This window comes from Hymenobacter terrigena (genome assembly GCF_054776515.1).
The window spans coordinates 571,531-583,727 of record NZ_BAAHBU010000004.1 but is presented as its reverse complement, the minus strand read 5'-3'; the positions used below and the strand labels follow the sequence as shown (position 1 = coordinate 583,727).

At 63.8% G+C, this 12,197-nt stretch carries 7 protein-coding genes and 1 riboswitch; of the genes, 1 reads left to right on the top strand and 6 read right to left on the bottom strand.

Annotated elements, in window-relative coordinates:
- Positions 1 to 70 precede the first annotated feature (70 nt).
- The 5 genes from ACYU7Q_RS18895 to ACYU7Q_RS18875 form a co-directional block, all read right to left on the bottom strand.
- On the bottom strand, positions 71 to 5,068 hold the full coding sequence (locus ACYU7Q_RS18895) for a LamG-like jellyroll fold domain-containing protein (RefSeq protein WP_460611002.1): 4,998 nt from the start codon (positions 5,066 to 5,068) through the stop codon (positions 71 to 73).
- 149 nt (positions 5,069 to 5,217) lie between these two features.
- Positions 5,218 to 6,477: a homoserine dehydrogenase gene (locus ACYU7Q_RS18890; RefSeq protein ID WP_460611000.1), complete on the bottom strand. Its 1,260-nt coding sequence runs from the start codon at positions 6,475 to 6,477 to the stop codon at positions 5,218 to 5,220.
- A gap of 189 nt (positions 6,478 to 6,666) precedes the next feature.
- Positions 6,667 to 7,695: a homoserine O-acetyltransferase family protein gene (locus ACYU7Q_RS18885; protein WP_460610999.1), complete on the bottom strand. Its 1,029-nt coding sequence runs from the start codon at positions 7,693 to 7,695 to the stop codon at positions 6,667 to 6,669.
- A 189-nt stretch (positions 7,696 to 7,884) separates the two neighbouring features.
- On the bottom strand, positions 7,885 to 9,264 hold the full coding sequence (locus ACYU7Q_RS18880) for an O-acetylhomoserine aminocarboxypropyltransferase/cysteine synthase family protein (RefSeq protein ID WP_460610998.1): 1,380 nt from the start codon (positions 9,262 to 9,264) through the stop codon (positions 7,885 to 7,887).
- A gap of 387 nt (positions 9,265 to 9,651) precedes the next feature.
- Positions 9,652 to 9,767, bottom strand: a riboswitch (SAM riboswitch).
- Between the two features lie 334 nt (positions 9,768 to 10,101).
- The gene (locus ACYU7Q_RS18875; RefSeq protein ID WP_460610997.1) at positions 10,102 to 10,383 is read right to left on the bottom strand and encodes a LysM peptidoglycan-binding domain-containing protein; all 282 of its coding nucleotides are present in this window, start codon (positions 10,381 to 10,383) and stop codon (positions 10,102 to 10,104) included.
- A 187-nt stretch (positions 10,384 to 10,570) separates the two neighbouring features.
- Here ACYU7Q_RS18875 and ACYU7Q_RS18870 point away from each other — a divergent pair, with 187 nt between their 5' ends.
- A complete protein-coding gene (locus tag ACYU7Q_RS18870) occupies positions 10,571 to 10,990 on the top strand; it encodes a hypothetical protein (RefSeq protein ID WP_460610996.1) in 420 nt (139 codons plus the stop codon).
- Between the two features lie 66 nt (positions 10,991 to 11,056).
- Here the strand turns inward: ACYU7Q_RS18870 and ACYU7Q_RS18865 are convergent, their stop codons facing one another.
- The gene (locus ACYU7Q_RS18865) at positions 11,057 to 12,154 is read right to left on the bottom strand and encodes a lysylphosphatidylglycerol synthase transmembrane domain-containing protein (RefSeq protein WP_460610995.1); all 1,098 of its coding nucleotides are present in this window, start codon (positions 12,152 to 12,154) and stop codon (positions 11,057 to 11,059) included.
- Positions 12,155 to 12,197 lie beyond the last annotated feature (43 nt).

Genomic DNA, 12,197 nt, shown 5'->3' with positions numbered 1-12,197 from the left:
CCCCCGTATCCACCGCCACGCAAAAGGGCAGGCCAATGGCCTGCCCTTTTGCATTGCCGCCCGTGGGGGCTTATTCCACCGTGAGGCGCAGGGCCTGGTTGCCGGCCCGCAGCACGTACACGCCGGTAGGCAGCCCAGCGGGCAGGGCCAGGGTAGCCGTGCCGGTAGCATCGGCTGGGGCGGTCAGCACCGGGCGGCCCAGCGCATCATACACCGTCACTCTTGTGCCGGGCTGCGCGCCGATGAGGGTGGCCGCGCCGGTGGTTGGGTTTGGGTACAGGCTTAGCCCGGCAACCGCGCCCTTCAGAACGATGCTGCGTACGGGCGAATAGCTGAATGTGCCGTCCAGGTCCACCTGCCGCAGGCGGTAGTAAAGCGTGGCTGAGTGGCTGAGTAACGGAGTGTCCAGCAGGTCATAGCTGTGGGGGGCGCTGCTGCTACCGGCGGCGGCCACCGTGCCGATGCGCCCGAACGACTTGCCATCCTCGCTGCGCTCCACCTCGAAGGCTTTGCTATTCTTCTCGGTGGCCGTGCGCCAGCTCAGGGCCACAGTGGTGCCCTGGGCCTGGGCCGTGAAGGCGGTCAGCTCCACGGGCAGGGGGTTCACGTTGAAGTCGCCGCCGGCGGTGAAGTCGGAGAAGCCCGCCACGCCGCTGCGGCTGAGCACGGGGGCGGCGTTGCTGCCGGTGGTGGGTACGTGGGTGCCTACCAGGGCCCAGTCGGCGCTGGGGTCGGTGCGCTTCAGCAGCACGAGCTGGGTGTAGTCGGCCACGCCCCGGATGCCGCTGAAGGTGAACGTGGGCGTGTAGGTGCCATCAACGAGGCCGGAGGCGGCGGTGAAATGCCAGTAGCCATCGCCCGGGGCTTTGTTGACGGTGATGCTGCCTTCGGTGAGTGGGAGGCCCTGGCTGCCGGCGGGGCTGGCGATGAACTCGGCCGTGAGCGTGCCACCCGTGGTGGGCGCGGTGGTGAAGTTGATGGTAGCTGGCCGCAGTTGCGTGGCCGTGCCTACCGGGAAGGTACTCGCGCCGGTAGCCGCTGCAATCCAGCGCTTGATGGGACCCACGATGATGCCCGTGTTGGTGGCCGTGGCATCGAGAAAGCCGGGCGTGGTGGGGTCGGTACCCAATGTGAGCAGGTTGGTGGCGGTGGTCGTTACCACGCCCTGCTTCAGGTTGAGCGCGCCGGGCACGATGGTAGCCTGCGAAAGCGTGACGCCGGCCGGGTTGTTGAAAATGAGCGAGTTGCTGGCGGACAGGATGGCCGGCAAGCCCGTGCCCGTCAGCTGCGCCGCCGGGCCATAATACTCGAAGTTGCCATTGTAGGTGCGGGTGCCGGTGCTCTGCACGTTGCCGGTGGCTGTGCCGCTGGTGCTGATGCCAGCCGGGCTGCCCAGGCGCAGCGTAGTGCCGACTGCCGTGTTGAAACTGCCGGTGCCGGTGATGGCCTGGGTGCCGAGGTCGAGGACGGTGCCGTTGCTCACCAGCACGTTCACCAGGCCGGTGATGGTGCCGGAGTTGACGAAGGTTTGCGCAGTGATGGGACTGGGTTTGCTAAACTGCAGCTTCTGGGTGGTGCTGGCCGTGTTGCCGGTGCTCACGGTGCCGGCGTTGCTGAAGTTGCCGGTCAGCGCCACGGTACCGCCCAGGTAGTTCACGGCCGGGCCGGTGGTGGCCGTCAGCAGGTTGAAGGTCGCGCCGCTGGCTACAGCGAAGTCGCCGTTCACCGTGAGCGGCACCGCCCGGAGGCTACTGGTGGTGGCGCTGCTGGGCTGGGCCGCCGCAAACGTGCCGCCGTCGAGCCGGAAGCGGCCCTGCACCGTGATGGGCGTGCCCGAGGTACCACTGCTGCCGCCATAGGCGCCAATCACGCTCGTGTTGGCCTGCTGCACGTAGCCGCCGGTGCGGTTGCCGCTGCCATCCACGCTGCCCAGCGTGAGGGTGCCGGTGCTGGGGGCATTGAACAGGCGCAGGGTGCCCGCGCCGGTGCTGCGCACGGTGAGGGTGCCAGCCACGGTGACGGTGGCGGTGGTCGTGAACAGGTAGGGCTGGGTAGCCGTAGCGGTGCCTATGGGCAGGCCCGCCAGGTTCACGTCCAGGTTTTGCAGCGTCTGGTTGATGATGGCGTAAGTCTGGTTGGTAATGCCCCCGGCCAGCTCCAGTGTCGAGCCAGTGCTCCAGGTGGGGGCCGGCATAGCGGTGTTAAGAGTCGTAGCATACTGCACCACCCGGCCTCCGCTTCCGATAGTCGTAGTTGTGGTGCTGATGCCTTGGCTAGCCGGCGTGCCGCTGGCCGTGTTCAGCACCAGCGTGCCACTCACCGTGAGTGCGTTGGTCCCGACCACGCTCAGCGTGCCCGTGTTGGCGCTGATGCCCGTCACGCCGTCGGTTCCGGTCAGCTTGCCGATGGAGAGCACGCCGCCCGCGCTCACGGTCATGGTCGCGCCGCTGGGGATGGTTAGAGTCTGGCTGGCCAGGGTATTGAGCACGCCGCCGCTTTCGATGGAGGTGGTCTTGGTGCTGGTGGCGGCGGCCACCGTCACCACGTGGCCGTTGCGCACGTTCACGGTGCCCAGGTAGCTGCCGGTGGGTGCTACCGGCGCGGCCAGCCAGTTGGTGCTGCCGTCGTAGCTGGCTTCCCAGGTGGCCGGGCTGCCCCAGTTGCCGGTAGCCACGCTGCGGAAGTAGGTGGGCGCCGGCACCGCCTGCACGGTGTAGGTGCTGGTGGCGTTGCCGTCTTCCGACGTCAGCACGATGGTGGCGGTGCTGCCCACATTGAGTAGCCCCGAGGCCGAGCCGCTGGCCACGGTCGTGCCGTTCACCGTGATGGTGGTGTAGGCGTTGCTGGCTGTTGGTGTGAGGGTGTAGGTGCTGATGCCAGCGGGCACGTACAGCGTGTAGGTCAGCGTGGCGGTGACAAACGCGGGCGACAGCTGCCCCGTGGAGGCCGTCAGGTTAGCAAGCAGTGCATCGGTGCCGATGGTGTGGGTGAGCACCACGGCCGAGTAGGCGCCCTGGCCCGTGACGCTGGCTTTTTCGGCCCGCACGCCCACGTAGTAGTTGGTGCCGTTGGCCAGGCCCGTGGCCGCCGCGCTGGTAGTGCCATAGCCTGCCACGGGAAACGAAGACACGCCCGACGCAAACGTGGCCGACGTCGACACGTCGAGCACGTACCCTTCCACCGCGCCGGCCGCCGGGGCGGCGCCGTCAAGGAACGGGGCCGTCCAGCTGGACGCGAACCCGGTGCCGGTGCGGCCCGATACTACCAGGTCGGTGGGTTGCAGCAGGGCGTAGCTTTCCACCCAGTTCGAGGTAGTGCCGCTCAGGGCGAAGTTGGTGAGCGTGCCGTAGCCGCCGACGGTCGCCTGGTTGGCGACGGTGGTGTAGGTGGCGTTGCTGCCGCCGGGCACGCCCTGGTCGAAGTTGTAGTACAGCAGCAGGCTGGCGGGCAGGGCCGCGCTGGTGCTGCGCATGTCGGCCTGCACCTGGGCCGGGACTAGGGCCGCCTTGTAAAGGCGCACCTCGTCGAGCCGCCCGTTGAGGCGCTGGCCATACACCGCCGACGAGCCCAGCTGCACCGACTGCACACCACTGTAGCCCGAGCGCAAGGCCGCCGTGCCCGTCACGTCCACGCCGTTCAGGTACAGCCGGGCGGTGGTGCCGTCCCAGGTGGCGGCCACATGGTACCAGTGGCCGGCAGCCATAGCGGTGGTGGCAGTGGTAGTAGTCAGGTTACTGCCACTGCCCGAGCCGCTGGGCCACACGTCGAAACCCAGTATGCCCGCGTTTAGGTACAGGTTGTAGTCGCCGTCTTTGCGGATGATGGAATTGACCATGTTCGTGTTGGCGCAGTTCACCCAGGCCTCAGCCGTGAAGGAAGCCAGGCCCAGGCTCTGGAAGCTGGGCGGGGTATCGACCACCACCACGTCGTCGGCGCCGTCGAAGGCCAGGGCGTTGCCGGGCGGGGTTTGGGACGACGTCGGGCGCTGCACCGCCGTGGGGCTAGTGGCGCCCTGGCCGGTTACGCTGGTTTTGTCGGCGCGCACGCGGTAGTAGTAGGTCTGGCCGGGGTCGGGCACGGCCACGGCCTTGCTGGTCGTGCCGGCCGGTACGGCCTGGGCCGCGCCGCCCAGCAGCGTGGCCGCCGCGAAGAAAGGCGACGTGCCCACTTCCAGCAGGTAGCCGTTGTCGGGCGCGCCGGCCAGCGGCGGCGTCCAGTTGGCCGTGAAGCCGCCGGCCGATACAGCGGTGGCGGTCGTCAGCACCGGGGCCGACAGCGCGTAGCTTTCCACCCAGTTGCTGGCCGTACCGCTGAGGGCAAAGTTCTGCAGCGTACCGTCGTTGAGGTTGCCGGTCTGGTCGGTGAGGGTGGTTAAGGCGGTATTGCTGCCACTGTCCGTGCCCTGGTCGAAGCTGTAGGCGGCCACCAGTCCGGCCTGTGGCAAGGCAGGCTGGTTGGTGTAGGCGGCCAGCACCTGGGCGGCCGTGCGGGCCACGTTCCAGATGCGCACCTCGTCCAGGCGCATGTTCACGTTGTAGCCCGCCAGTATCTTGCCCATCAGCAGGTCGCGGCCCACATTGTTGACGGCGGCCGTGCCCACGTAGGTGCTGGCCTGCAGCACGCCGTCGGCGTAGAGGTAGAGCCAGCTGCCCTGGCGCACGCCCACCAGCTGGTGCCAGCGGTTGAGCGTCAGCGGCACCGTGCCGTTGCATTGGTAAATGGTGTTGCCGCTCTCGACCCAGAAGCAGGGCTTGTCGTCGTTGCCGCCCGCCGACATGCCCAGCATCCATTCGTTGGTGCCGGGCGTAGCGCCCGTGTTCCACTTGCCTACTGGTACGGTATTGCTGTAGCCCGACGAGCTGGCTTTCTTAACTACCCAGTACTCCACCGTGAAGTCGGCGGCCCCAAAGTCCAGGGAATTGGCATCGGCTACCTGCACATAGTCGTCCACGCCGTCGAAGGCCAGCGCGTTGCCGGGCGGCACCTGGGCCAGCGCCGGCAAGGCACCAAGCAGCAACAGCCACGCAAAGACGAGCCGCACGTAGCGAGAAGTAAAATTACCAGTCATAAAAAAGAGAAGAGCGCATGAAATTTGCCGCAAAGGTCTGACTTCCTTCAAGGCGGCGGTATCGCATGTTGATGCGATGCCCGGCCCGGCCAAGCGCGACAATCTCTCCCTTCTCTTTACTCAACCAGAAATTGTTGGATGGGGGCTTTTCAGGCCAGCGTTGATGCTGTTAATTGGCCTTCCGCCACCGCTTCCACCACCCGCGCCTCGCCCCGCCGGGCCACAAATACGCCGGCTGCCCGCAACTCGTCGCGCCATTGCCGCAGGCGCAGCAGCGGCACCGGGCCGGTGGCGTACACGCCGTGCACGTCGGTGCGCAGGGCCGTGGCGGGCAGCTCAAGCCACGTCAGCACCTCGCGCAGCACGCCCACGTCGGGGTGGCGCAGGTATACGTCCAGCTCCAGCTCCTCGGCTGGTTGCAGGGCCGGGGCCGTAGGCTGTTTCGCATAAGCGTAGCGCAGGCCCCGGCGCAGCGCCAGCACATCGGCCAGCACCGCCGAGCCGGTGGGGTGCCCGCCCGCGCCGCGCCCTCTTAAGAACTGCGGACCGGCATACTCGCCCTCCACCACCACGCCGTTGAACTCGTGCTCCACGGCAAATAGCGGAGACTCCGGCCCCAGCAGCTGCGGCGTCACCAGGGCCGTCACGCGGCCGTTGGGCAGGCGCTGCACACTGGCTACCACCTTCACTTTCTGGCCCCGCGCCGCGGCGTAGGCAATATCCGCCGCGCCCACGGCCTCGATGCCCAGCTTCAAAACCTCGTCGGCGTCCAGAAAAACCCCATAAGCGTGGGCCGCCAGTATCACCGCCTTCGAGCGCGGGTCAAATGCGCCCATGTCCAGCGTCGGGTCGGTTTCGGCAAAGCCCAGCGCCTGCGCCTCGGCCAGCGCCGCGGCGTAGTCCGAGCCTTCCGTGCTCATGCGCGTCAGCACGTAGTTCGACGAGCCATTGAAGATGCCTCGCACCGTCCGCAGCGGTTCGTGACTGAAATAGCCGTCCAGCGTGCGAATGATGGGAATGCTGCCGCACACGGCCGCCTCGTACAGCAGCGCACCGCCGTGCTGCCGCTCCAGGTGCACCAGCTCTGACAGGTGGCGGGCCAGCATGGCCTTGTTGGCCGTGGCCACGCGGCGGCCCTGGCGCAGGGCCGCGCTCACCAGCCGGAACGCCTCGGCTGCGTCGTCGATGACTTCCACCAGCACGTCCAGAGTGGGGTCGCTCAGTAATTCGTCGGCGTGGTAGGTGAAGTGGTCAGCGGGCAGGGTGCGGGGCTTAGTGAGGCTTTTCACGGCGATGCGCGTGATGGCCAACCCCAGGCCGGGCTGCTGCTGAATGATGTCGTAGAAGCCCTGTCCCACGCAGCCAAAGCCAATCAAGCCCAGGCGCAAGGGGTGTTCAGAATGATTCATGGATAAGTTGTTTCGGGTAGCGGAAATAGCTCCGAAAAAGCAAGCTATTTGTACCCGCTATCGGTGTTTTGTGCCTTTGCAGGCAGGCTTGTACTCCCGCGCAGCTGTTTGTGCTGTCGCCGAGAGGTTTGTGCCAATGTGCACAACTGGAAAGGGCCTCCAGGCATCCCCAGTGCCACTTTCTAAAATCTAATGCACGAACGTGGGGGCGTAGAACAACTCCAGGAAGTGCGTGATGGCGGCCGTTTCCAGCAAAAAACCATCATGCCCGTAACGCGAGTCCAGTTCGCCGTACATCGCCCCCGGGATGTGGGCAGCCAGCTCGCGCTGCTCACTCAGCGGAAACAGCACATCCGACGTAATGCCCAGCACCAGCGTGCGCGCCCCGATGCGGGCCAGCGCCGCCGGCACCCCGCCCCGGTTGCGGCCCAGGTGGTGCGTATCCATGCTCCGGCTCAATGACACGTAGCTGTACGCATCGAAGCGCGACACCAGCTTGTCGCCCTGGTAGCGCTGGTAGGTGCTGGCGCGGTGCTCGCGCAGCAGCTCGTCGTGGTCGGGGTCGGTCTGGGTTTCGCCGTAGGCCGAGTAGCTGCGGTAGCTGAGCAGCGCAATGGCGCGGGCGGCGCGCAGGCCGTCGTCGCCCCCGCCGGGCTGGCCGGCGGCGTAGGTCGGGTCGGCCTCAATGGCCAGCCGCTGGGCCTCATTAAACGCAATGCCCCAGGCCGAGTGCCGGGCGTTGGTAGCAATGACGACCAAATGGTCAAACAAATCGGGCCGCTGCACGGCCCACTCCAGCGCCTGCTGCCCGCCCAAAGAGCCGCCAATCAGCGTGTTGATATCCGTCAGCTCCAGTTCCTGGCGCAGCGCCTCGTGGGCTGCCACCAGGTCCCGAATCGAGAGCAGCGGGAAGTGCTGGAAGCGCGCCTGCCCGGTGGCCGGGTCGGCGTCGAGCGGCCCGGTGCTGCCGTAGCACGAGCCTAGTACATTGGCGCACACGATAAACCAGTCGGCCGGGTCGTAGTAGCAGCCCGGCCCCACCAGGCCCGGCCACCAGGCCAGCACGTCGGCATTGGCCGTGAGGGCATGGCACACCCACACCACGTTGTCGCGGTCTTCGTTGAGCTGGCCCCAGGTCTGGTAGGCCACGTGCGCCCCGGTCAGGGTTTCGCCGCTTTCCAGCGTAAGGCCGGGTAGTTCAAATATTTGGGTTGGCATAATTCAATACAATAGCGCAGCTTTAGAACCAGCGAACCGGCCCGGCGCAATAGTTTCTCACTCCCATTTCTCCTCCCATCACGGAAGAGGCCCGGACCGATGCACTGATTCTAAGGCTGCGATAAAACTCGGCCGCCAGCGAGACTGGCACCGACCCGCCAGGGGTGGCCCGCTGGCGGCAATTCTGGTTTAGACTTCCAGTGGCTGGGCGTGCTCCAGCTCGGGCTCGCCCACTTCGTCGCCTTCAGTTGGCAGGCTGGCGGTGTTGCCGATGGCATCAAACGCCGCCTGCAAGTCAGCCTTGATGTCGTCGAAATGCTCAATGCCTACCGACAAGCGCAGCGAGGTCGGCGTCACGCCCGATGCCAGCTGCTCTTCTTCGCTCAGCTGCTGGTGCGTGGTGGCCGAGGGCTGGATGATGAGCGTCTTGGCGTCGCCCACGTTGGCCAGGTGGCTAATGAGCTTCAGGTTATCAATGAATTGCGTGGCAATTTCTTTCGTGCCCTTGATGCGGAATGAGAGCACGCCGCCGAAGCCACGCTTCAGGTATTTGTTGGCAATGGCGTGGTAGGGGCTGCTGGGCAAGCCGGGGTAGTTCACGCTTTCCACCTGCGGATGCTGCTCGAGCCAGGTGGCCACTTTCAGGGCATTTTCCACGGTGCGGTCCACGCGCAGGCTCAGGGTTTCGAGGCCGATGAGCAACTGCCAGGAGTTGAACGGGCTGATGGACGGGCCGAAGTCGCGCAGCCCCTCCACCCGCGCCCGGATGATGAAGGCGATGTTGCCAAATGGCCCGTTCTTGCCAAATACATCGTTGAAAATCAGGCCGTGGTAGCCCTCGCTCGGCTCGGTAAACTGCGGGAATTTGCCGTTGCCAAAGTCGTAGGTGCCGCCGTCCACAATCACGCCGCCCACGCTGGTGCCGTGCCCGCCAATCCACTTCGTGGCCGATTCTACCACAATGTGCGCGCCGTGCTCTAGAGGCCGGAACAGATAGCCGCCCGCGCCAAAGGTGTTGTCCACAATCAGCGGCAAATCGTGCTTTTTGGCGATGGCCGCAATGGCCTCAAAATCGGGAATGCTGAAGCTGGGGTTGCCAATGGTTTCGAGGTAGATGGCCTTGGTCTTCTCGTCAATCAGCTCCTCAAACGAAGCCGGGTTGTCGCCGTCGGCAAAGCGCACCTCGATGCCCAGGCGCTTGAATGCCACCTTGAACTGGTTGTAGGTGCCGCCATACAGGTAGGCCGTGCTCACAAAATTGTCGCCGGCCTGCAGGATGTTGTTGAGCGCAATGAACTGAGCCGCCTGGCCCGAGCCGGTGGCCAGGGCCGCCACGCCACCTTCGAGGGCTGCCACACGCTGCTCGAACACGTCGGTGGTGGGGTTCATCAGGCGGGTGTAGATGTTGCCGAACTCCTTCAGGGCAAACAGGTTGGCGCCATGCTCGGCGCTCTTGAACACGTAGCTGGTGGTCTGGAACAACGGTACGGCGCGGGCCCCGGTGGTGGGGTCGGGCTGCTGGCCGGCGTGGAGTTGGAGGGTTTCGAAGTGCTGGGGCTGAACAGACATGATAGGGAAGCTTTGAAGTTTTGAAAAACCGAAATGGCAAGTGGAAAAATGCGCTACAAGCCTGGAAAAGGCATTTTATGCGCTGGAACTCCCCGAAATGGCCCGTGCTGCCGGCGTGGCCCAAACCCACCGCGAAGGCCCAAAAGCGCACGCGGCAGACCCACGGGGCCACCAAAAAAATCCAGAAGAGGGGGGAGGGGTTCTAAGCTGGAGTCAGCTTAGCAACAACACGGGCGGCAACAGCACATTCGCATTCGCTGCGACGCGAACCCAGTCACATTCCGGTCATCAGCGGCCGAAACGAAGAAACCCGAACCTGCGGCGCGCAAAGCAGCCGAAGCATTCGGGAGAGAAAAAGCAGAATTCGAAGAATGTTCCATGGCACTCGAATCATCTGTCCCAGCGCGGCCGGAGCTGCGGGTGGGTAGGAATTGGCACCTTTCGTTTTGCGAAGGTTGCCAGTGGGTCACGGAGCCTAGTCTCTCGCCACTTCTGTATAAAACTTGAAACTGCCCACCGTTAGCGGGGAGTACCGGGTTGGTATCGGCAAATGTACGAGGGAATTTTTGGGATGAGCAAGCGGTGAGATGAAAATATTTTTTCGATTTCTTTTGAAACAGTCAAAAAGAACGGTCATGCCGAGCGCAGCGAAGCACCTTTACCGCAGTCACTAATTCGCTCAATTGGATTGCGTTGAGCAGTAAAGATGCTTCACTGCGCTCTGCATGACCAGCCTTCTCTTGTCGTTTCAACCCCGCCCATTCCTACTCCACCAAACGCAAAAAAGCCACCCTGAAACAGAGTGGCTTTTCTCACCTTTTTTCTGCAAAAAAGTACCTAGAGACTAGGTAGGGTCAACACCTGCCCCACTTCAATGTGGTCAGGGTTGTCGCCGATGAGCGCCTTGTTGGCGTCGTATATCTGGTGCCACTTGGCGGCATCGCCGTAGTGGTGCTTGGCTATTTTGGAAAGGGAATCGCCGCTGACAACGGTATACGTGTCGCCGGACGTTTCTGGTTTGGCATTGCCAAAAAAATCGGTGCCGCCAGCCGCTGGCTTAGCCGCGGGCTCTACGGGCTTTTGCTCGCCTTTGTCGCTGATGAAATCGAAGAGTCCCATGGTTTCGGTGAAGTTAAATGGAAAAATACACGCTGCCGGAAACGCTTGCGGGCGGGCCGACCGGGTTGCTATACGGACAAGCTCAGGCGGGGTTTCGTTCTAAACTCTTTTGCGTCTGCGTCGTAAGCCGACGAGTCTGCACCCCGTGTGCAATGTTTTCATTCTTTCACCATTACCCTTTGTGCACATGAAACTCCAGTCCTTTTTTTCGCTCCGTTACTTCGCCAGCCTGCTGCTGCTTGTGTCGCTGTTTGCCGCCTCGTGCAGCAACGACAAAGGCAAAGTAGAGGGCGTGAACATGCTGTACGGCACCGATAGCAAGGTGTGGAAAACCGCCAAGGAAACCGACACCGCCGGCGACAAAGTGAAGCAAACCGACGCCCAGAAACAGGAAGAGCTGCGCATTTTTGCCAATGGCACCTACAACATGACCGGGGCCAGCGGCGCCGTTTCGGGCAAATATACGTTTGACCAGGCCGGCAAAACCATCACCCTGACGCCCGATGGTGCCACCACCAGCAACACCTTCGCCGTGGAAACCCTCACCGACAAGAAGCTCACGCTGAAATCGGCCGACGGCGCGGCGCTGATGCTCGAAGCCGAGTAAAGCACTCAGAATTCAACCAATCGAAAAAGCCCCGAACCAACCTGGTTCGGGGCTTTTTTGTGCTAATTATTCTGCGACAGGCTGAGCCGCACCCACCGGCCGCTTCGCAAACACCCGCGCCACCCAACGAGGCAGGAAAACAGTGCCCAGCACCAGATACAGGTAGTACGTAACCACCCGGTATAGCAGCACCATGAAGCTGGTGAGCGTGGCCGTACCGATAAATTTGCCGAAAAACGTGGGAAACGCACCCTCCACAATGCCCGCGCCGCCGGGCGTGATGGCCAGCAACAGCAGCACTTTGTAGGTGAGGTTGCGGGCGAAGATGAACAGGAAGGTGTCGGCATCCATCGGCACGAAGGCGGCAATGAGGCAGCCGATAACCAGATAGCGGGCCGTCCAGACGAAGAAGGTGCTGGCCGCCGCCCGCCACCAGTAGATGGCCGGGTTGCCGCGCAGCTGCATGGAAGCATCCATCATGCCCTGCCCGTGCTTGTAGGCCGAGCGCTGCCAGCGCCGCAGCGGCCCGAACGAAAACAGCCGCACCAGCAGCCGGCGCACCGATTTCGGATTGATGAAAATAGCGTAAAGCATCAGCCCCGCGTAGGCCGTGACGGCCACGTAGCTGATGACAAACGCAATGCGCAGTGTGGCGATAAACGCGCCCTGCATGGCCTCGTGCGGGTAAAGCCCGGCCCCGGCAATGAGCACCACCAGCGGCACCATGATGACATAGTACAAATTGTCCATCAGGGCCGTAACCATAATGTAGGCCAGGGACTTGCCCAGCGGAATGCCTTCCTTGTTCAGAATAAACGAGGCCACCGCCGTACCGCCCACTGCCGAAGGCAGCACGCACGACGCAAACTCCCAAATCATAATCACGTCGAGGCTTTGGCGGTAATTCAGCTCACGCTCGGCAATGTGCCGGATGCGGTAGATGTAGCCAAAATCGCGGGCCAGCAGCACCCCCAGCGTGATGAGCAACCACTGCCACCGGGCGTGGGCCAGCGGGGCAAGGTCGCCAGGCTTATAGCTGCGCCAGAACATAAACCCCACCACGCTCAGGCCAATGACGACGGGCAGAATGAGCCGCGAGGGCTGCAAGCGCTGCAAAAAATGCGCGTCGTCTTCGGGCAGGGGAGCGAGGGGGCTATCGGTCATCAAAGCAAATAAAGCAGCCGGGCAAAAATAGGGAGTAGCCAGC

Excerpts from the sequence above, each read along its gene's own strand:
- ACYU7Q_RS18895 (WP_460611002.1), bottom strand. The coding sequence starts at position 5,068 with ATGACTGGTAATTTTACTTCTCGCTACGTGCGGCTCGTCTTTGCGTGG.
- ACYU7Q_RS18890 (WP_460611000.1), bottom strand. The coding sequence starts at position 6,477 with ATGAATCATTCTGAACACCCCTTGCGCCTGGGCTTGATTGGCTTTGGC.
- ACYU7Q_RS18885 (WP_460610999.1), bottom strand. The coding sequence starts at position 7,695 with ATGCCAACCCAAATATTTGAACTACCCGGCCTTACGCTGGAAAGCGGC.
- ACYU7Q_RS18880 (WP_460610998.1), bottom strand. The coding sequence starts at position 9,264 with ATGTCTGTTCAGCCCCAGCACTTCGAAACCCTCCAACTCCACGCCGGC.
- ACYU7Q_RS18875 (WP_460610997.1), bottom strand. The coding sequence starts at position 10,383 with ATGGGACTCTTCGATTTCATCAGCGACAAAGGCGAGCAAAAGCCCGTA.
- ACYU7Q_RS18870 (WP_460610996.1), top strand. The coding sequence starts at position 10,571 with ATGAAACTCCAGTCCTTTTTTTCGCTCCGTTACTTCGCCAGCCTGCTG.
- ACYU7Q_RS18865 (WP_460610995.1), bottom strand. The coding sequence starts at position 12,154 with ATGACCGATAGCCCCCTCGCTCCCCTGCCCGAAGACGACGCGCATTTT.